We start from the raw sequence: 19,206 nt of genomic DNA, 5'->3' as shown, positions 1-19,206 counted from the left end.
CCGACTCGCCGCGTGCGATCATCGGCGGATGACAGCTGCGGGGACGGCCGGGTGGATCCGTGCGGCGCGGGTCGTTCTCGGCGCGCTCGGGGTGCTGGCGCTGCTCTGGATCCCGCTGCGCAACCTGAATGTGCCGGAGTTCTCGATCGGCAACTACTTCAGCTACTTCACCATTCAGTCGAACGTGATCGGCGTGCTGGTGCTGCTGGTCGGCGGCGCGCTCGACCCGGACGGCAGGCGCTGGCAGCTGCTGCGCGGCGCCGCCACGCTCTACCTGGTGATCACCGGCGTCGTGTACGCGGTGCTGCTGGCGAATATCGACGTCATGCTTACCGATCGCTGGATCAACGACGTGCTGCACCGCATCCTGCCGCTGGTGCTGCTGGCCGACTGGATCCTGGTGCCGCGCCGGCTCGGGATCACCCCCGGCCTGATCGGCGCCTGGCTGGTGTACCCGGCGGCGTACGCGGTGTACACGCTGCTGCGCGGCCCCGCGGTGGGCTGGTATCCGTACCCGTTCCTCGACCCGAGGCAGCAGGGGTACGTCTCGCTGACCCTCGGACTCGTCGTGCTCGCGGTGGTGTTCGCGCTGCTCGCGGCCGCGGTGGCGGGGATCGGCGAGCTGCGGCACCCGCGGTCGCGGAGCTGATCAGAACTCGGCGGCGGAGTCATCGGCGACCCGCCCGCCGAGCCGGACCCAGCCGTCGGAATCCCACTGGGTGAACAGGTGCGACCCCGCGCCCTGGGTGATGTGCAGCCCGCGGCGCAGCTGCGCGGTGATCGCCACCGCCGCGGCGCCGGTCGCCTCGTCCTCGGTGATCCCCATGGTCGGGCCGAACATCCGGCTGCGGATGCTGCCGCGATGCTCGTCGCTCCACGCCCACGCGTAGTGCGGGCCGCCGGGGAAGTCCGCGGGGTCGAGCGCGGTCACCTCGGCGGCCGTCGGGTAGCGGTGGAACACGAAATCCGGGGTCCAGTCGGCCTTGGCGGTGATCCAAGTGAGGCCGTCGGCGCTCTGCACCGCGACGAGCCCGGCGGGCACCCGCAGCGCCGTCACCGGGATGCCGCGGCGCAGGAACCACCAGGCGGTGCCGACCGAAGGGTGCCCGGCGAAGGGCAGCTCGACGGCCGGGGTGTAGATCCGCAGCGGGGCAATGCCGTCGACCGGCTCGGCGACCACCACCGTCTCGCTGTACCCGGCGCGCCGGGCGAGCTCCTGCCGCTCCGGCTCGGCGACGTCGGCCGCGCGGGCGATTCCGAGCCGGTTGCCGAACCGGCCGCTCGCGTCGGTGAACACACGGACCACTTCCACTCGGATGCCCATGCCGGGCCAGCCTACCCGCGGTGCCTGCGCCACCGGGCCGCGTCCACGGCGTGGACGCGGCCCGGTCGGAAACGGGTCAGACCGCCGCGCTGGCGAGCGCCTCGGTCGACTGCACGGCCTGGCCCACACCGGCGACGATGGCGGCCGCGCGCAGCGATTCGAAGATCACCTCGCGGGAGACGCCCTCCTCGCGCAGGGTGTGCTCGTGCGCCTCCAGGCAGTGCTGGCAGCCGTTGATCGAGGAGACCGCGAACGACCACAGCTCGAAATCGGCCTTCGCGACCCCGGGGTTGCCGATGATCTGCATGCGCAGCCCGGCCCGCAGGTCGTCGTACCTGCCGCCGAGGAACGCCTTGCCGCGGTAGAAGACGTTGTTCATCCCCATGATCGAGGCGGCGCCCAGCGCGGCGTTGTAGGCCTCGGCCGACAGGGTGTCGGCGGCCTCCTCGGCGATCTCGCGCAGGGTGCTGGCGGACCGGGTCGCGGCCGCCGCCGCCAGCAGGGTGCCCCACAGCTGCTGCTCGGAGAGCACGGTGCTGCGGGTGATGGACGACAGGTTGAGCTTGAGGTCCTTGGCGTACTCGGGCAGGGCGCTCTTCAGGTTCTCAATGCTCATGCGGCAGCTCCTCTTTCGTGGTTCGGGGACGTGCGGGGGCCGGGCGGTCAGACGCTGGCGGAGAGCAGCTCACCCGCGTCGATCGTCGGATCGCCCTTCTTCCAGTTGCAGGCGCACAGCTCGTCGGACTGCAGCGCGTCGAGCACGCGCAGCACCTCGTCCACGTTTCGGCCGACCGAACCCGCGGTGACCGAGACGAACTGGACCTCGTTGTTCGGGTCGACGATGAAGGTGGCGCGGTCCGCGACGCCGTCGGCGTTGAGCACGCCGGTCGCGGTGGCCAGCTCGCGCTTGAGGTCGGACAGGATCGGGAAGGGGAGGGTCTTGAGATCCTCGTGCTGGGCTCGCCACTGGAAGTGCACGAACTCGTTGTCCACCGAGGCGCCGAGCACCTGCGCGTCGCGGTCGGCGAACTCCTCGTTCAGCTTGCCGAAGGCGGCGATCTCGGTGGGGCACACGAAGGTGAAGTCCTTGGGCCAGAAGAAGACGATCCGCCACTTGCCCGCGTGGTCGTCGCTGGTCACCCGGGTGAAGTAGTCGTCGGGCTGCTGAGCGTCGACCTTCGACAGGTCACCGCCGATGACAGCGGTGAGGTTGTACGCGGGGAACTGGTCGCCGATGGTCAGCAGGGCCATTCTCGGTCTCCTCGGAATCGTTCGGAATGGAAAGAGCTCACGGGCGATCCTGCCGCGCTGCCAGTTAAAGGTAAAGGTGATCGGTCGCACTACACTGATAGGCGTGTCTGATCAGATTTATCAGCCCACCCTGTCACAGCTGCGTGCGTTCGTAGCGGTCGCCGAGTACCGGCACTTCGGCACGGCCGCTGCCCGGCTACGTGTGAGCCAACCCACGTTGTCGCAGGCACTGGCCGCTTTGGAGCACGGCCTCGGGCTGCAGCTGATCGAGCGCAGCACCCGCCGGGTCCTGGTGACCGCAGCCGGGCTGCGGCTGCTACCGCAGGCCCGCGCGACCCTGGACGCGGCGGATCGCTTCCTCGCCTCGGCCACCGGCGACGGGCTCGGCGGCACGCTGCGGCTCGGCATCATCCCCACCGTCGCCCCCTACCTGCTGCCCGCGCTGCTGCCCCGGCTGCGCGAGCACATGCCCGGGCTGCTGCCGCAGGTGGTCGAGGACCAGACCGCCCGGCTGCTGGACGGGCTGCGCACCGGCGTGCTCGACGTCGCGCTGCTCGCGCTGCCGACCGAGGCCCCCGGCGTCCGCGAGATCGAGCTCTACTTCGAGGAATTCGTGCTGGTCACCCCGACGGGGCACGAGCTGGGCGGGCGCGCCGACCTGCCGCCCGCCGCGCTCGACGCGCTGCCGCTGCTGCTGCTCGACGAGGGGCACTGCCTGCGCGACCAGACCCTCGAGCTGTGCCGCACCGTCGAGGCGCACCCCGGTTCGGTCGGCGATACCCGGGCGGCGTCGCTCGCGACGGTGGTGCAGTGCGTCGCGGGCGGCCTCGGCGTGACGCTCATCCCGGACTCCGCGGTCTCCGCCGAGACCGCGCGCGGCACGCTGGACACCGCGCGCTTCGCCGCCCCCGCGCCCGGCCGGACCATCGGGCTGGTCTTCCGCTCCTCCACCGGCCGCCGCGACGACTACGAACAGCTCGCCGCGCTGATCCGCGAGTATCGGCCGCGCTGAGCGGTTCAGCCCCGCAGCGAACGCGGCTCGATGGTGCCCCGCCGGAGCGCCCGCGCGTCGACGGTGCTCGCCCGGTACGGCAGCGTGACGAGCCGGTCGATCATGCCGGGCACCGGGTCGCCGATCCGGTCGACGAGGCCGAACAGGAACGACCACTCGTGCTCGTCGCTGCCGTAGTGCACGACGGTGCCGAAGTGTTCGTGGAAGCGCTGCCAGGAGCGCTTCAGGGTCTCGTTGCGCCACAGCGTGGCGCAGCCTGCCTGCGCGGTGAGCACCCCGCCGGGGGCGAGCCGCTCCCGGCAGCGGGCCAGGAACTCGGCCTCGTAGAGCCGGTTGTGCTGCGCCTGCTCCGGCCGCTCGTCCGGGAGGTCGATCACGATGATGTCGTAGCGGGTGCCCGCGGCGGCGGCCCGCGCCAGGAAGTCCCAGCCGTCGGCGTAGTGCACGGTGACCGGGCCGTCGCCGCGGACCGCGGCGTCCAGCTCGTCCGGGGTGTAGCCGTAGGGCAGGTGCCGCGCGCACAGCTCGACCTCGAGCCGGTCGATGTCGACGTGGTCCACCCGGGTGACCCCGGCCGCCACCGCCATTCGACTGGCGACACCCTCGCCGGAGCCGATGATCAGCACGGTGTCCAGCTTTTCGGCGAGCACGAAGGCGGGGACCATCATGGCCTCGTGGTAGGTGAGCTGCGCGGACTCGGTGGACTGCCGGTCGTTGTCGGAGAACAGCGTGATGCCCTGCTCGGTGCGCGCGATCACCATGTGCTGGTAGGGGGTGTGCGTGTCGACGACGACCTCGGAGATATCCCACACCCGGGTCAGCCCCGGGGTCAGCGGCTCCTCGATCCGCTGCCCGGCCCGCCCGCGCGGCACCGTCGACATCCGCACCTCCGCCGGGTCGAGCGCCTTGCGCAGCAGCTCGACGGCGTGTTCGGCGCCCGCGCCGAGGCTGCCGCAGGTGAAGACGTCGACGAAGATGTCGCCGGTCTCCGGGTAGGTGTGCAGCGAGGCGTGCGACTCGGCGAGCAGCGCGAGCACCGTCGCGCCCTGCGGCTCGAACTTGCGGCGCACCACGTCGCAGACGGTCGCGCCCGCCTCGGCCAGCGCCGCGCGCAGCGCCGCCTCCAGGCGTTCGGGATCGTCGCAGAGCGCCGGGTCGACTCCACCGAACTCGGCCAGCACGTGCCTGCCGGTGAACTCCGCCGTCATGACTGCACCCACTCTCGCTCAGCGCCCGTGACATGCACCGTCAAGGGCGGAAAACCGTTGAAGGACACCGACGCATAGCTCGCCGTATAGGCGCCTGCGTCGAGGATTCGGACGCGATCGCCCGCTCGCAGTGTGGCCGGGAGCAGGACGCGCGTGCGTTGATACAGTACATCGTCGCCGTCGCAGGTCGGCCCGGCCAGCACCGCCTCGGCGACCGGATCGCCGTCGCGTTCGGTGGCGATCCGGTACACGATGTACTCGTTCTCCGTCTCGGCCAGCCCGCTGTAGCGGCCCACGTCGAGGTACACCCAGCGCCGCCCGTCCGGGGCGATGCGCACCGCGACGACCTCGCAGTGCAGCTCGCCCGCCGCGCCGGTCAGCGCCCGCCCCGGCTCCACCACCAGCGCGGTGCCGGGCGGCAGGTGCGCGCGCGCCGCCGCGGTGATCACCGCGCCGAGCTCGGCGAGCCCGGGCGCCGGGTCGGCGTACGGAATCGGCAGCCCGCCACCGATGTTCACGCTGCGCACCGGGATCCCGGCGGCGGCGAGCTCGGCGGCGATCCGGCCCGCCTGCTCCAGCCCGATCCGCCAGGCGGCGGGGTCGGTCTGCTGCGAGCCGACGTGGAAGTAGGGCCCCGCGGGGACCAGCCCCAGATCACGGGCCTGGGTCAGGAGCGGGGCCACCTCGCCGGGGGCGCAGCCGAACTTGCTGCCGAACGGGGTGCGCGCGGGCGGCGTCGCGGGCAGGAACCGGCACTCCACCTCGGCGCCCGGTGCGTGCAGTGCGATCCGGCGCAGGTCGTCGGCGGTGTCGAAGGCGTACCGGCGCACCCCGCGCGCGTGCGCCCCGGCGATCTGCGCCGCCTTCTTCACCGTGTTGCCGTAGCAGAGCAGCTCCGGCGCGATCCCGAGGCCGAGGCAGAGCTCGATCTCGCCCGGGCTCGCGACGTCGAATTCCGCGCCCGCGGCGGCCAGCGCCAGGAGCACCTCGGGTACGGGGGTGGCCTTGACCGCGTAGCGGATTCGCGCTCCCGGCAGGGCCGCGCCGAGCGCGCGGTAGGCGGCCGTGACCCGGTCGGGATACATGACCAGGTACGGCGAGGTCGCGCCGTCGATCACCCGGCCGTCACCGTGACCTCGTCGAAGACCACCTCGCCCGCGGCATCGGACTCGGCGAGGTCGACGACGGCCTCGATCGCCCAGCCGTGGTCCCCGGCCGGGTCGGCCAGGGTCTGCCTGACGTGCCAGAACTCGGGGCGCTGCTCGACCCGGAAGAGCTGCGGGCCGCGGGCATCCGGCCCGGTGCCGATCTCGCCGTACTCGGCGAAGTACGGCGCCAGCTCGGTCTCCCAGTCCGGCTCGGCGTCGAGTTCGGCGAGCGCGGCCCAGCGCCGCAGCGCGGCCAGCTCCACCCGCCGGAACAGCGCGTTGCGGATCAGCACCCGGAAGGCGCGCTCGTTGGCCGTGATCGGCCGCACCGACTCCGCGCCGTAGGCGAGCTGCTGCTGGTCGGCCTCGGCGCCCGGCGCGGTGAGCTGCTCCCACTCGTCCAGCAGGCTCGAATCCACCTGCCGCACCAGCTCGCCGAGCCACTCGGTGAGGTCGTCGAGCTCCTCGGTGCGCGCCGCCTCCGGCACCGTGCGGCGCAGCGCGCGGTAGGCGTCGGCGAGGTAGCGCAGCACGACCCCCTCGGAGCGGGCCAGCTCGTAGTACGCGATCAGCTCGGCGAAGGTCATGGCGCGCTCGATCATGTCCCGGACGACGGACTTCGGCGCGGGCGCGAACTCGGAGACCCACGGGTGCCCGGCGCGGTAGGTCTCGAAGGCGGGCTCGATCAGCTCGGCCAGCGGCTTGGGCCAGGTGACCTCCTCGAGCAGCTCCATCCGCTCCTCGTACTCGATGCCGTCGGCCTTCATCTCGGCCACCGCCGCGCCCCTGGCCCTGTGCTGCTGCGCCATCAGCAGCTGCCTGGGATCCTCCAGGGTGGACTCGATCAGCGAGACCACGTCGAGGGTGTAGCTCGGCGCCGCGCGGTCCAGCAGCTCGAGCGCGGCCAGCGCGAAGGGCGAGAGCGGCTGGTCGAGCGCGAAATCGCGCTGCAGGTCGACGGTGAGCCGCGCCATCCGGCCGTACCGGTCCGGCTCGTCCAGCTGCTGCACCACCCCGGCGTCGCGCAGCGCGCGGTAGAGCCGGATCGCGCGCAGGATGTGCCTGCGCTGCGCCGGGCGCGGCTCGTGGTTCTCCTCCAGCAGGTGCCGCATGGCGGTGAAGCAGTTGCCCGGCCGCGCGATCACGTTGAGCAGCAGCGAGTTCGTCACCCGGAAGCGGGAGACCATGGGCTCGGGCTGCGCGTCGACCAGGCGCAGGAAGGTCTCCTCGCTCCAGGAGACGAAGCCCTCCGGCGGCTTGCGCCGCTGCACCTTGCGCTGCTTCTTGGGGTCGTCGCCCGCCTTGGCCAGCAGCCGGGTGTTCTCCACCTCGTGGTCGGGGGCCTGCACCACGACGGTGCCCATGGTGTCGAAGCCCGCGCGCCCGGCCCGGCCGGAGATCTGGTGGAACTCCCTGGCCTTGAGCCTGCGGGTCCGGGTGCCGTCGTACTTGGTGAGCCCGGTGAGCAGCACGGTCCGGATCGGGACGTTGATCCCGACGCCGAGCGTGTCGGTGCCGCAGACCACCTTGAGCAGCCCGTCCTGGGCCAGCCGCTCCACGAGCCTGCGGTACTTGGGCAGCATGCCCGCGTGGTGCACGCCGATGCCGTGCCGGATCAGCCGGGACAGCGTGCGGCCGAAGCCTGCCGCGAAGCGGAAATGGCCGATGGCGGCGGCGATCGCGTCCTTCTCCGCGCGGGTGGCGAAGTTGACGCTGGTCAGCGCCTGTGCCCGCTCCAGGGCGGCGGCCTGGGTGAAGTGCACCACGTAGACCGGGGCCTGGTGCGTGGTGACCAGCTCCTCCAGCGTCTCGGTGATCGGCGTGCGGGCGTAGGAGAAGGTCAGCGGCACCGGGCGCTCCGTGCCGCTGACCACGGCGGTGGCCTTCCCCGTGCGGCGGCGCAGGTCGTCGGCGAAGAAGTCGACCTCGCCGAGCGTGGCCGACATCAGCAGGAACTGCGCGCCAGGCAGCTCCAGCAACGGCACCTGCCAGGCCCAGCCGCGATCGGGGTCGGCGTAGAAGTGGAACTCGTCCATCACGATCTGGCCGACCTCGGCCGCCGAACCCTCGCGCAGCGCCAGGTTGGCCAGGATCTCGGCGGTGGCGCAGATGATCGGGGCGTCGGCGTTCACCGCGGCGTCGCCGGTGACCATGCCCACCCGCTCCGCGCCGAACAGCTCGCAGAGCGCGAAGAACTTCTCGCTCACCAGCGCCTTGATCGGTGCGGTGTAGTAGCTGCGCACCCCGCGGGTGAGCGCGAACAGGTGCGCGCCGACCGCGACCAGCGATTTGCCCGACCCGGTGGGGGTGGCCAGGATCACGTTCGAGCCGGAGGCCAGCTCCAGCAGCGCCTCGTCCTGCGCCGGGTAGAGCGCCGTCCCGCGCTCGGCGGCCCAGGCGCCGAACGACTCGTAGAGCGCGTCGGCGTCGGTGCCCGGAATGTCGAGCAGCTCGGTCAGATCCACTCCGACCACCCTACGCACCGGGGTTTCCGGTGCGGCGGCTCGGTCGGCGGCTCAGCCGGCGCCCGGATCGTCCTTGTCGTCGGTGCCGGTCTGCTCGGCGAGGAAGCGTTCGAACTCGGCGCCGAGCTCGTCGCCGCTGGGCAGCAGCTCGCCCTCGCCGACCAGCAGGCTGGACTGCCGCTCCTGCGCGGTGACGAAGCTGTCGTACTGCCGCTCCAGCGCCTGCACCACCGTCTCCACCTCGGGGTTGCCCGCGATGTGCTCGTTCACCTGCTCGCGGACCCGCGCCCCGGCCTCGCCGAGCGCGGCCAGCGGGAAGGTCAGCCCGGCGTTGTCGGCGACGTTCTCCAGCAGCGTCTGCGCGGCCTCCGGGTAGGCGGTCTGCGACAGGTAGTGCGGCACGTGCACGCTGAACCCGACCGACTCGTAGCCGTGCTGGCCCATCCGGTACTCGAGCAGCGACGAGGCGCTGCCGGGAACCTGCAGCTCACCGGGCCAGCGCTGGTGGTCGCCGATCAGCGCGCGGTCCGAGGAGTGCGCGGTGACGCCGAGCGGGCGGGTATGCGGGATCGCCATCGGGATCGCGCTCAGCCCCACCGTGCGGCGCACGCCGAGCTGCTCGGCGAGCAGCCGCACCGCGGTGGTGAACTTCTCCCACCGCAGGTCCGGCTCCATCCCGGCGAGCAGCAGGAACGGGGTGCCCGCGGTGTCGCGCAGCGCCCACAGGTTCAGCTCCGGCTCGGCGTAGTCGGCGAAGTGGTCGGTCTTGAAGGTCATCAGCGGGCGGCGCGAGCGGTAGTCCAGCAGCTCGTCGACGTCGAAGGAGGCCACCAGCTCGCTCTCCAGGCTCTCCCGCAGGTGCGTGGTGGCCAGCCGCACGGCGTGACCCGCGTCGGTGAAGCCCTCCAGCCCGTGCACCAGGACCGGCCCCGAGCCGTCGGCCGCCGACAGCTGTGGAGCGGGGAACTCCAGTTCGTACATCCGCGACTCGTTGTCCATCGCGTACTCCTTCCTGAGCGATCCGCCACACGAGGGGCGGGGGAACTCTCCGGTTCACACGCCCGCCTGCCGTGTTGCGAACCCTGTTCCATTGTCGCTCATGGAACTCGTGGCGCGTACCGGGCCGTTCCCGGTCGTCGCGCACCTGCTCCGGTCAACGCCCCGACGGTGCCGGGACATTCCCTGATCTGTTGCCGGAGTACCCGGGGATCCCCGTTCCGCACCTGCGATTCGCGGCGTGGCAGGACGCGGTGCGCCGCGCGGGTGTTGCAGAGTGGGGGTGTGACCCCCGTCTCGCTGCCCCGGTACCGCCTCCTGCCCGCCTGCTGGCTGTCGGCGGGCGCGGTGCTGCTGGCAGGCTGCGGCTCGGTGCTGCCCGGCGCGCCGGGGTCGGCCGAGCAGACCACGATCGGCGCGCCGGTCACCGCGGAGCTGACCGAGCTGGTGCCCGCGCCGGAGTCCTTCCCGGACGGGTACCCGGCGGTGCGGCTGCCCGCCGAGGCCGCGGTGCAGGCGGCGGGCGACCTGGACGGGGTGGGGCCGGGCGCGACCGTCGAGCCGGCGCGCTGCACCCCGCCCGCCGCCCGCGCCGACCCGGGGAGCACCGCCGTCGCCGTCGGCACCGACGAGGAGTCGCGGGCCAGCCTCACCGTGGAGCTGAGCCGCACCGATCAGCCGCTGGCCCGGCTGCGCACCCGGCTGGAGGACTGCGGGAGCATCCGGGTGCAGCGGGCAGGCGCGGGCGCCACCGTCGTCACCGACCTGCTCGACGATCCGCCCGCCGCCGCGCCCGCCCCGGACGACGCGCTCGCGCTGCTCCGCACGGTGCTGCCGGATCGTGGCGGGGCCGCGCTCACCCAGACCATGCGCACGGTGATCGGGCAGGTGGGGGATGTGCGCATCACCGTCACCGGGATGGTGTTCGGCGGCTCCGAGCCGGAGCCGGGGCCGGTGCAGGAGCTGTTCGAGACCGCGGTCGAGCGGGTGCGCGAGCGCTGAGTTGTGCACAGGGGCGCGGTTGTCCCCAGGTTTCCTTCCGCCCAGGTCGGGGCCGGGCTCCGGACGCGGGTGCTGGGCCACAGTGGCCCCATGTCCACTCCAGCGCACTCCCTTCCCGGTCCGCCGCACGGACCGCTGCCCCCGCTGCCCCCGCTGCTCTGCGGCGAGGGTGACGAACCCCCGTACGACGCGCCCACCGTCCTTTTGAGTGAGCCCGGCGCGCTCCTGGCCTCGGTGCCCGCCATGGTCGGGTTCACCCCGGAGCGTTCGCTGGTGATCGTGGTGCTGCGGGCACCCGGTGACCGGCAGCAGGCGCCGCCCGGCACGGCACGGGTGGACGCGGTGGTCCGCTTCGACCTGGAGTCCGAGCGCGGCGTCGCGCTGCCCGCCGACGCCGTGGCGGAGTGCGTCGCCGATATCCAGGGTCCCGGCCGCGTCGAGCAGATCATCGCCGTCGTCGTCGACGAGCGCGGGGAACGCGGGCGGGGGAGCGCGCTGGTGACCGGGCTGGCCGAGCACCTCGGCGCGGCCGGGCTCGCGCTCGGCGCCGCCTACGCGCTCTCCGGCTTCACAGCTGGAGCGCACTGGCAGGACCTGCTCGATCCGGCGGCTTCGGGCACGCTCGCGGACCCGGCGGATTCGCCGGTGGCCTTCGGTCACGTGCTGTCCGGGCAGCCACTGCGCGGCTCCCGCACCGAACTCACCGACCTGGTCGCCACCGACCCGGAGCCGACGGCCGCGGTCGAGCGCGAACTCCCCGCCGTCGCGGCGGCCACCAGGGCCGACTACGCCGACGCCGTGCGCCGTAACGTGCCCCTCGAATACAGCAGGCAGACCGCCGAATTCGTGCTCCGGCAGATCTCCGGGCTCGAATCGGGCGCGGAGCCGCAACCGCGCGAGCTGGCCCGGATCGCGGTCGCGCTGCGCGACCGCGCGGTGCGCGACATCATGTTCGCGCTCGCCGCCGGCCCGCACGCCACCGCCGCCGAGCGGCTCTGGCTGCTGCTCACCCGCGCCCTCACCGGCGCCGACCGGGCCGAGGCCGCCGCCCTGCTCGGTTACAGCGCCTACCTGCGCGGTGACGGCCCCTTCGCGGGCATCGCCTTCGATGTCGCGCTGGACGCGCTGCCCGGCCACCCGATGGCGGTGCTGCTGGAGAACTCGCTGCGCTCGGGGATGCGCCCGGCGCAGCTGCGCAGGCTGGTGCTGTGCGGATACGAGTCCGCCACCGATCTCGGGCTCGACCTGGGGCCGCGCCGATGACCGGTGGCGGAGAGCGTCAGGAGCTGGCGGAGGCGGGAGCGGAGTGCGCCCGCGCGCCGAGGCCGCGCAGGAATTCCCAGGCGTCGGCGACGATCTCGTCGAGGTCGTTGTGCTCGGGGCGCCAGCCGAGCTCCCGGATGGCGCGCTCGCTGGCGGCCACCAGGGTGGCCGGATCGCCCGCCCGCCGGGGCGCGTCCACCGCGGCGATCTCCACCCCGGTAACACGCTGAACGGCCGCGATCACCTCGCGCACCGAGAAGCCGGTGCCGCTGCCCAGGTTGTAGATCCGGTGCGTACCCGGCTCCGAGCCGGTGAGCGCGAGCAGGTGCGCGTCGGCGAGATCACGGATGTGGATGTAGTCGCGGACGGCGGTGCCGTCCGGGGTCGGCCAGTCGGTGCCGTACACCGCGATCGACTCCCGGTGCCCGGCCGCGACCTGGAGTACGAGAGGGATGAGATGGGTTTCCACCATGCGGTTCTCGCCGAGGCCGCCGTAGGCGCCCGCCACGTTGAAGTACCGCAGGCTGGTCGCCGCCAGGCCGTGCGCCACCGCGTAGGAGGTGATCGCGTGGTCGATGGCGAGCTTCGAGGCGCCGTACGGATTGGTCGGCCTGGTCGGCGCCTCCTCGGTGATCGGCACCTGCTCCGGCTCGCCGTACACCGCCGCCGTCGAGGAGAAGACCAGGCGCCCGATTCCGCTGCGGCGCAGCGCCTCGAGCAGCGTCAGCGTCTTCACCACATTGCCGTGCCAGTACTTCTCCGGCTGCTGCACCGACTCGCCGACCAGCGACTGCGCCGCGAAGTGCAGCACGCCGTCGAAGCTCTCCGAGCCGATCAGCTCCACGCCCGCGGTGGCGATGTCGCCCTCGACGAAGCGGGCGCCCGCAGGCACGCCCTCGGCGTTGCCGGTGGACAGATCGTCCACCACGACCACCTCGTGGCCGCGTTCGAGCAGAACCTGCGCGCAGACGCCGCCGACGTAGCCCGCACCACCCGTGACCAGAAGTTTCACGTATCAGACCAGTTTCACCTGGATGGCGTGCGCCATCTCGTCGGACAGTTCGAAGCCCTGGTGGCCGGGCACCGTGATCAGCACCGAGCCGGGGCGGTTCTCCACGGAGACCCTCGCATCCGGCACCACACCGGCCTCGCGCAGGCTGCCGATGACATCCGGGTCGGTCTGGATGTGCTCGGCGAGCCGGCGCACCACGACCGCGTGCACCTGGCCCGGCACCAGATCGGAGAGCCGGATCAGCTGCTCCTCGCCGGGGTACGCCGGGATCACGCCGAGCTCGTCCAGGCCGGGGATGGGGTTGCCGTAGGGGGAGGTGGTCGGGTTGTTGAGCACCTCGACCAGCCTGCGCTCCACGTCCTCGCTCATGACGTGTTCCCAGCGACACGCCTCGGCGTGCACGTTCTGCCAGTCCAGCCCGATGATGTCGACCAGCAGACGCTCGGCGAGGCGGTGCTTGCGCATCACCGCGACCGCCATGCCACGGCCCTTGTCGGTGAGCTCGAGGTGCCGGTCGCCCGCCACCAGCAGCAGGCCGTCGCGCTCCATCCGGGCGACCGTCTGGCTGACGGTGGGGCCGCTCTGTTCCAGGCGCTCCGCGATACGGGCGCGCAGGGGTACCACGCCCTCTTCCTCCAGGTCGTAAATCGTACGGAGATACATCTCCGTCGTATCGACCAGATCCTTCACCAGTCACCCCTTCGTCAACGCGAATTCTACCCGGGAACGGCCACGCCACTGGAAACGCACTCCCGTGTATTTCTACTGCATGTCAACGCTTCGCGGTGTTCCGTGCTTCCCGCTAGCGTTGCGAGCATGGCCACTGATTCGGCGGAACCCTCCGCGACGGTCATCTGGAGTGATCGATTCCTGGAGTACACCTGGACTCCGGAGCACCCGATGAAACCGGCGCGGCTCGACCTCACCATGGCGCTGGCCGGGGAACTCGGGCTGCTCGCCGGGGTCGAGACGGTGCGTCCGGAGCCTGCCGGAATGCCGGATCTGCTGCGCGTGCACACCCCGGAGTACATCGACGCGGTGCGACACGCCGTCCCGGATTCCGGTTCGCCGGGGAATCGCCCGTCGGCGCCGCTCTTCGGGCTCGGCTCGGACGACAATCCGGTATTCCCCGGAATGCACGACGCCGCGTCGGTGATCGTCGGCGGCACGCTCGCGGCGGCGCGGGAGATAGCCGAGGGCCGAACCAGGAGGGCGGTGAGCATCGGCGGCGGAATGCACCACGCGATGGCGAACTCGGCCGCGGGCTTCTGCATCTACAACGACGCCGCGGTCGCCATCTCCTGGCTGCTCGACCACGGCTTCGACCGCATCGCCTACGTCGACGTCGACGTGCACCACGGGGACGGGGTGCAGCGCGCCTTCTACGGCGATCCGCGCGTCCTGACCGTCTCCATCCATCAGCACCCCGCCACGCTGTGGCCGAGCACCGGCTGGCCGGACGAGGTCGGCGCGGGCCCCGCCGAGGGCACCGCGCTGAACCTGGCGCTGCTGCCCGGCACCAGGGACGCCGCCTGGCTACGCGGGTTTCACGCGGTGGTGCCCGGCGCGCTGGCCGCCTTCCGGCCGCAGATCCTGATCAGCCAGTGCGGTGTGGACACCCACCGCGAGGACCCGCTCGCCGACCTGGAGCTGACCGTGGACGGTCAGACGGCGGCCTTCCTGGCCATGCGCGAGCTCGCCGACCGGTACGCCGACGGCCGCTGGCTCGCGGTCGGCGGCGGCGGATACGGGCTGGTCCGGGTGGTGCCACGGGCCTGGACCCAGCTGCTGGCCACCGCGCTGGACCGGCCGCTGCCACCGGAGACGCCGCTGCCGGAGGCGTGGCGGGAGCGGGCGAGGGTAGTCGCGCCCCGGGTGGAGCCGCCCACGGTCATGGGGGAGGGCGGCGACACTCGATACCAGCCGTGGGACGGGCCGGGAGGCGCCGTCGAGACCGGCGACGCCCAGGTCGACCGGGCCCGCCGCGCTGTCGACACCGCGGTGCTCGCCACCCGCCGCGCCGCATTCGGGCTGCTCGGCCTCGACCCGGAGGATCCCCGTGACTGAGCCGTACCCCGACGAGCCCGGCACGCCCGCGGTGCCGCCCCCGCCGCCGCAGCACTGGTTCGCCGACGTGCTCGCCTCGGACGGCGGCGTGGTGCGGCTGCGGGCGATCACCCCGGACGACGCGGAGCGGCTGCAGGAGTTCCACGGCAGGCTCTCCGAGCGCACCCGGTACCTGCGGTACTTCGGCCCCTACCCGCGGATCTCGCCGCGGGACCTGTACCGCTCGACGCATGTCGACCACCGCGACCGGGTGGGGCTGGTCTGCGAGCTGGGCGAGGCGATCATCGCCGTCGGCCGGTACGAGCTGCTGGACCGGGCGGGCGCGCGCGCCGCCGAGGTGGCCTTCGTCGTGGCCGACGAGCACCAGGGCCGCGGCCTCGGCTCGGTGCTGCTCGAGCATCTCGCCGGCGCGGCCGCGGAGAACGACATCGCCACCTTCGTCGCCGAGGTGCTGGCCGAGAACACCGTGATGGTCACGGTCTTCCGGGACGCCGGCTACCAGGTGGAGCGGTCGCGGGACGGCTCGGTGCTGCACCTGGAGTTCGCCATCGACCCCACCGAGGCGCTGGTCTCGGTGCGCGACGCCCGCGAGCGCGCCTCCGAGGCGCGCAGCGTCGGCAACCTGCTCGCCCCGCGCTCCATCGCGGTGATCGGCGCGACGCCGGGCACCGGCCGGGTCGGCGGCGTGGTCCTGGCCAACCTGCTGGCCGGGCTGTTCCAGGGGCCGGTGTACCCGGTCAACCCGAACCGTCGCTCGGTGCGCGGCGTGCACGCCTACCCGACCGTGCGCGACATCCCGGACGAGGTCGACCTCGCGGTGGTGGCGGTGCCCGCCGCCGCCATCGACTCGGTGCTCGACGACTGCCTCGCCAAGCGGGTGAAGGGGCTGGTGGTGCTGACCGCCGGGTTCGGTGAGACCGGCGAGGACGGCGTCGCCGCCGAGCGGCACCTGGTCGCCGCGGCCCGCGGGCACGGCATGCGGGTGGTCGGGCCGAGCGCGCTCGGCATCGCCAACACCGACCCGGCGGTGGCGATGAACGCCACGCTGGCCCCGCTGCTGCCGTACCGCGGCCGGATCGGCTTCTTCTGCCAGTCCGGCCCGCTCGGCGTCGCCATCCTCGGCCAGGCCGCGGCGCGCAACCTCGGGCTCTCCACCTTCGTCTCGGCGGGCAACCGCGCCGACCTCTCCGGCAACGACCTGCTGCAGTACTGGGACACCGACCCCGGCACCGAGGTGGTGCTGCTCTACCTGGAGAGCTTCGGTAACCCGCGCAAGTTCAACCGGATCGCGCGCCGGGTGGCCAGGCACAAGCCGATCGTCGCGGTGAGCAGCGGCAGGCTCGCCGCCCGCGCCACCCCCGAGGGCGACATGGACCGCTCGATCGTGCGCGACCTGTTCGGGCAGGCCGGAATCGTCCAGGTGGACACCATCTCCGAGCTCTTCGACTGCGCCGCGCTGCTGGCCTACCAGCCGCTGCCCGCCGGCCCCCGGGTCGCGGTGGTCGGCAACAGCGCGGCGCTGAACTGGCTCGCGGTCGACGCCGCCAGGGGCGAGGGGCTGCGCGTGCAGCGGCCGGCGCGGCAGCACCGCACCCGGCCACGGCGGCCCCGGCCGACCGAGCGCTGGGTCGACCACACCGACCAGCAGGAGCCGGTGGATCTCGGCCCGCAGGCCACACCGGGCGACTACTTCGACGCGGTGGCGGCGGCGCTGCGCAGCGCCGAGGTCGATGCCGTGATCGTGGTCTTCGCCCCGCCGGTGCCGCTGCCCATGGCCGGATTCGCCGACGCCATCCGCGCGGCCGTCGCTGCCGTCGCGGAGCAGGCGCGCAAGCCGCTGCTCACCACCTTCATGGCCGAGGAGGGGCTGCCGAACCTGCTCGCGGTGCGCGGCGACAATGCCATCCCGGCCCGCGGCTCCATCCCGTCCTACCCGGACCCGGAGCGCGCGGCGCGGGCGCTGGCCCGGGTGTGGCGCTACGCCGACTGGCGCACCCGCCCGGTCTCCGCGGTGGTGCGCCCGCCCGGCATCGACGCCGAGCGGGCGGCGGAGCTGCTGCACGGCTGGCAGGCGACGGCGCCGGAGGGGCGCTGGCTCACCGACCTGGAGACCGTGCGGCTGCTCGGCTGCTACGGCATCGAGGTGGTGGAGTTCCGCGAGGTGCACAGTGCCGACGAGGCGGTCGCGGCGGCGGCGGAGCTCGGCTACCCGGTCGCGGCCAAGGCGACCGGCGAGCTGTGGCGGCGCCGCGCCGACCTGAGCGGGGTGCGGCTCGACCTGTGGCGGCCGGAGGCGGTGCGCCAGGCCTACGCGGACCTGGTGCGGCTCAGCGGCGACCCGGTGCTGCACGTGCAGCGGATGGCGACCAAGGGCGTCGGCTGCGTGCTGCGGGTCACCGACGACCCGTCGTTCGGCTCGGTGCTGGAGTTCGGGCTCTCCGGCCTGATCATCGAGCTGCTCGGCGACCGGGCGTACCGGGCGCTTCCGCTCACCGAGGACGAGGCGGCCGCGCTGATCGACGCCCCGCGCGCGGCGCCGCTGCTATCCGGCACGCCGGCCAGCCCGCGGGTGGACAAGGCGGCGCTGATCGAGCTGGCACAGCGCATCTCGGCGCTCTTCGACGATCTACCCGAGCTGCGCGAGATCTCCTTCGATCCGGTGCTGGCCGCGCCGCAGGAGGCCTCGATCCTGTACGCGCGGGCGCGCTTCGGCCCGGAGCCGAGCCGCTTCGATATCGGCCCGCGCCGATTGGCCTGACCGGAGGGGGCGGAGCGAACTTCCGGCATCGCGGTATCCATCGAATGAACGACGTCGGAAAATGCTCCGCGCCGGGCGATCTTGTCGCACAATCTGGGTCGCACGGGTCAGGGGGGTAACAACCAGCCCGGGTGCGGCGATCTTGTCGCGATCACTGCGTCTGACCGGAGAGGGAACCTCATGACCATCACCAAGACCGACCCGTCTGTTCGTACCACCGCGCGGGTGCGCGGGCGGACGGCCCGGCTCGCCGGCGCCGCCACCCTGTTCACGCTGGGGTGTGCGCTGTCGGCCTGCTCGGTGTCGATCGGTGGCGATCCGAAGATCGACGAAGCCGACCTGGAGAAGTCGGTGTCGCAGACGCTGGCCGAGGAGGTCGGGCAGACTCCCGATTCCATCGACTGCCCCGGTGACCTCACCGGCAAGGTCGGCACCACCATGCGCTGCACGCTGAACGCGGGCGGCGACACCATCGGCCTTACGGTCACGGTGACCAGCGTCGAGGGCGACACGGTCAACTACGACGTGCAGGTCGACCAGCAGTAGCGGTCTCCGGATGTGACGCTGGGCCGATCGGAGGGATCGGCCCAGGACGTCGGGGGATCAGCTGGCGTAGGCGCGGAGCCGGTCGGCCCGCTCACCCTTGCGCAGCTTGGTCATGACCTCGCGCTCGATCTGGCGCACCCGCTCGCGGGAGAGCCCGAAGAGCTTGCCGATCTGGTCGAGGGTGCGCGGCTGGCCGTCGTCGAGGCCGAAGCGCAGCCGGATGACCTGCTGCTCGCGCTCGTCCAGGGTGGCGAGCACGCTGCGTACGTCGCGGTGCAGCAGCCCGGCGATCACCGCCGACTCGGCCGAGGTGGCCTCGGAGTCCTCGATGAAGTCACCGAGCGGGGCCTCTTCGTCGTTGCCGACCGGCATGTCCAGGCTCACCGGATCCCGGCTGTGGTCGAGCAGGTCGGCGATCTTCTCCACCGGGATGCCGGACTCGGTGGCCAGTTCGTCGTCGGTGGCCTCGCGGCCGAGCTGCTGGTGCAGCTCGCGCTTGATCCTGGCCAGCTTGTTCACCTGCTCCACGAGGTGCACGGGGAGCCGGATGGTGCGGCTCTGATCGGCCATGCCGCGGGTGATGGCCTGCCGGATCCACCAGGTGGCGTAGGTCGAGAACTTGAAGCCCTTGGCGTAGTCGAACTTCTCCATGGCGCGGATCAGCCCGAGGTTGCCCTCCTGGATGAGATCGAGCAGCGGCATGCCGCGGCCGGTGTAGCGCTTGGCGAGGGAGACCACGAGCCGCAGGTTGGCTTCCAGCAGGTGCGAGCGGGCCGCCTGGCCCTCCCGGACGACGACCGCCAGATCGCGCTTGCGCGTGGCGGAGAGCCGCTTGCCGGTCTCCAGCAGGTTCTGCGCGTACAGACCCGCCTCGATGCGCTTCGCCAGCTCCACCTCGTCGGCCGCCGTGAGCAGCGCCGTCCGGCCGATCCCGTTCAGGTACACGCGGACCAGGTCGGCGGCCGGGCTCTGGGCGTCGATATCGGCATCGCTGGGGCGCACACGAGTCGTGGCGGGGCTTGTCATGACTTGCCTCCTGTCGGTGGTGTCTCACTCGGACCAACGGAACCGACAGTGAGAAAGTTCCCGGTGACTGTCCGGGTAAACAGGCTCTGGCCTGCGCTTTCCGTCACCTTCGGCTGAGAAGTTCCTGA

17 protein-coding genes are annotated in these 19,206 nt (G+C 72.5%); 7 read left to right on the top strand and 10 right to left on the bottom strand.

Annotated features, from left to right (window positions below):
- Positions 1-28 precede the first annotated feature (28 nt).
- The gene (locus LTT61_RS09305) at positions 29-649 is read left to right on the top strand and encodes a Pr6Pr family membrane protein (RefSeq protein WP_233019528.1); all 621 of its coding nucleotides are present in this window, start codon (positions 29-31) and stop codon (positions 647-649) included.
- Here LTT61_RS09305 and LTT61_RS09300 read toward each other — a convergent pair whose 3' ends face one another.
- The 3 genes from LTT61_RS09300 to LTT61_RS09290 form a co-directional block, all read right to left on the bottom strand.
- Positions 650-1,324, bottom strand: coding sequence for a PhzF family phenazine biosynthesis protein (locus LTT61_RS09300; protein WP_233019527.1), 675 nt, complete (start codon positions 1,322-1,324; stop codon positions 650-652).
- Positions 1,325-1,400: 76 nt separating this feature from the next.
- Positions 1,401-1,940, bottom strand: a complete 540-nt coding sequence (locus LTT61_RS09295) for a carboxymuconolactone decarboxylase family protein (RefSeq protein WP_233019526.1) — start codon at positions 1,938-1,940, stop codon at positions 1,401-1,403.
- A gap of 47 nt (positions 1,941-1,987) precedes the next feature.
- A complete protein-coding gene (locus tag LTT61_RS09290) occupies positions 1,988-2,575 on the bottom strand; it encodes a peroxiredoxin (RefSeq protein ID WP_233019525.1) in 588 nt (195 codons plus the stop codon).
- Positions 2,576-2,678: 103 nt separating this feature from the next.
- Here LTT61_RS09290 and LTT61_RS09285 point away from each other — a divergent pair, with 103 nt between their 5' ends.
- Positions 2,679-3,587 carry a hydrogen peroxide-inducible genes activator gene (locus LTT61_RS09285; RefSeq protein WP_233019524.1) on the top strand — a complete coding sequence of 303 codons (909 nt, stop codon included), beginning with the start codon at positions 2,679-2,681 and terminating at the stop codon, positions 3,585-3,587.
- A 5-nt stretch (positions 3,588-3,592) separates the two neighbouring features.
- Here LTT61_RS09285 and speD read toward each other — a convergent pair whose 3' ends face one another.
- The 4 genes from speD to LTT61_RS09265 form a co-directional block, all read right to left on the bottom strand.
- Positions 3,593-4,795 (bottom strand): adenosylmethionine decarboxylase, encoded by a 1,203-nt coding sequence (speD, locus tag LTT61_RS09280; protein WP_233019523.1) that lies wholly within the window; start codon positions 4,793-4,795, stop codon positions 3,593-3,595.
- Entirely contained in the window at positions 4,792-5,913 is a 1,122-nt protein-coding gene (locus LTT61_RS09275) for a type III PLP-dependent enzyme (protein ID WP_332909237.1), read from the bottom strand. Before LTT61_RS09275 ends, speD begins: the two co-directional genes overlap by 4 nt.
- A complete protein-coding gene (locus LTT61_RS09270) occupies positions 5,910-8,384 on the bottom strand; it encodes a DEAD/DEAH box helicase (RefSeq protein WP_420094801.1) in 2,475 nt (824 codons plus the stop codon). The genes LTT61_RS09275 and LTT61_RS09270 overlap by 4 nt, the downstream gene beginning before the upstream one ends.
- A 75-nt stretch (positions 8,385-8,459) precedes the next feature.
- The gene (locus LTT61_RS09265) at positions 8,460-9,407 is read right to left on the bottom strand and encodes a PAC2 family protein (RefSeq protein ID WP_233019521.1); all 948 of its coding nucleotides are present in this window, start codon (positions 9,405-9,407) and stop codon (positions 8,460-8,462) included.
- A 282-nt stretch (positions 9,408-9,689) separates the two neighbouring features.
- Here LTT61_RS09265 and LTT61_RS09260 point away from each other — a divergent pair, with 282 nt between their 5' ends.
- Both LTT61_RS09260 and LTT61_RS09255 read left to right on the top strand, forming a co-directional pair.
- On the top strand, positions 9,690-10,406 hold the full coding sequence (locus LTT61_RS09260) for a sensor domain-containing protein (protein WP_233019520.1): 717 nt from the start codon (positions 9,690-9,692) through the stop codon (positions 10,404-10,406).
- 90 nt (positions 10,407-10,496) lie between these two features.
- On the top strand, positions 10,497-11,669 hold the full coding sequence (locus LTT61_RS09255) for a DUF4192 domain-containing protein (protein ID WP_233019519.1): 1,173 nt from the start codon (positions 10,497-10,499) through the stop codon (positions 11,667-11,669).
- A 16-nt stretch (positions 11,670-11,685) separates the two neighbouring features.
- Here LTT61_RS09255 and galE read toward each other — a convergent pair whose 3' ends face one another.
- Together galE and LTT61_RS09245 are read right to left on the bottom strand one after the other, a co-directional pair.
- Positions 11,686-12,681 (bottom strand): UDP-glucose 4-epimerase GalE, encoded by a 996-nt coding sequence (gene galE, locus LTT61_RS09250; protein WP_233019518.1) that lies wholly within the window; start codon positions 12,679-12,681, stop codon positions 11,686-11,688.
- 3 nt (positions 12,682-12,684) lie between these two features.
- Entirely contained in the window at positions 12,685-13,371 is a 687-nt protein-coding gene (locus tag LTT61_RS09245; protein WP_233019517.1) for a metal-dependent transcriptional regulator, read from the bottom strand.
- 126 nt (positions 13,372-13,497) lie between these two features.
- On the opposite strand from LTT61_RS09245, the gene LTT61_RS09240 reads away from it, so the two are divergent.
- The 3 genes from LTT61_RS09240 (at position 13,498) to LTT61_RS09230 (ending at position 18,052) form a co-directional block, all read left to right on the top strand.
- Positions 13,498-14,748, top strand: a complete 1,251-nt coding sequence (locus tag LTT61_RS09240; RefSeq protein ID WP_233019516.1) for an acetoin utilization protein AcuC — start codon at positions 13,498-13,500, stop codon at positions 14,746-14,748.
- On the top strand, positions 14,741-17,506 hold the full coding sequence (locus LTT61_RS09235) for a bifunctional GNAT family N-acetyltransferase/acetate--CoA ligase family protein (protein WP_233019515.1): 2,766 nt from the start codon (positions 14,741-14,743) through the stop codon (positions 17,504-17,506). Before LTT61_RS09240 ends, LTT61_RS09235 begins: the two co-directional genes overlap by 8 nt.
- A 180-nt stretch (positions 17,507-17,686) precedes the next feature.
- Positions 17,687-18,052: a DUF4333 domain-containing protein gene (locus LTT61_RS09230; protein WP_233019514.1), complete on the top strand. Its 366-nt coding sequence runs from the start codon at positions 17,687-17,689 to the stop codon at positions 18,050-18,052.
- A gap of 57 nt (positions 18,053-18,109) precedes the next feature.
- On the opposite strand, the gene LTT61_RS09225 is transcribed toward LTT61_RS09230, so the two are convergent.
- Positions 18,110-19,078: a sigma-70 family RNA polymerase sigma factor gene (locus tag LTT61_RS09225; protein ID WP_233019513.1), complete on the bottom strand. Its 969-nt coding sequence runs from the start codon at positions 19,076-19,078 to the stop codon at positions 18,110-18,112.
- Positions 19,079-19,206: the final 128 nt, after the last annotated feature.

Source organism: Nocardia asteroides (genome assembly GCF_021183625.1).
GTDB lineage: Bacteria > Actinomycetota > Actinomycetes > Mycobacteriales > Mycobacteriaceae > Nocardia > Nocardia asteroides_A.
This window is presented reverse-complemented; position numbering and strand designations above follow the sequence as displayed.

Coding starts and splice junctions, on each gene's coding strand:
- LTT61_RS09305 (WP_233019528.1), top strand. CDS start 29: ATGACAGCTGCGGGGACGGCCGGGTGGATCCGTGCGGCGCGGGTCGTT.
- LTT61_RS09300 (WP_233019527.1), bottom strand. CDS start 1,324: ATGGGCATCCGAGTGGAAGTGGTCCGTGTGTTCACCGACGCGAGCGGC.
- LTT61_RS09295 (WP_233019526.1), bottom strand. CDS start 1,940: ATGAGCATTGAGAACCTGAAGAGCGCCCTGCCCGAGTACGCCAAGGAC.
- LTT61_RS09290 (WP_233019525.1), bottom strand. CDS start 2,575: ATGGCCCTGCTGACCATCGGCGACCAGTTCCCCGCGTACAACCTCACC.
- speD (WP_233019523.1), bottom strand. CDS start 4,795: ATGACGGCGGAGTTCACCGGCAGGCACGTGCTGGCCGAGTTCGGTGGA.
- LTT61_RS09265 (WP_233019521.1), bottom strand. CDS start 9,407: ATGGACAACGAGTCGCGGATGTACGAACTGGAGTTCCCCGCTCCACAG.
- LTT61_RS09255 (WP_233019519.1), top strand. CDS start 10,497: ATGTCCACTCCAGCGCACTCCCTTCCCGGTCCGCCGCACGGACCGCTG.
- LTT61_RS09240 (WP_233019516.1), top strand. CDS start 13,498: ATGGCCACTGATTCGGCGGAACCCTCCGCGACGGTCATCTGGAGTGAT.
- LTT61_RS09230 (WP_233019514.1), top strand. CDS start 17,687: ATGACCATCACCAAGACCGACCCGTCTGTTCGTACCACCGCGCGGGTG.
- LTT61_RS09225 (WP_233019513.1), bottom strand. CDS start 19,078: ATGACAAGCCCCGCCACGACTCGTGTGCGCCCCAGCGATGCCGATATC.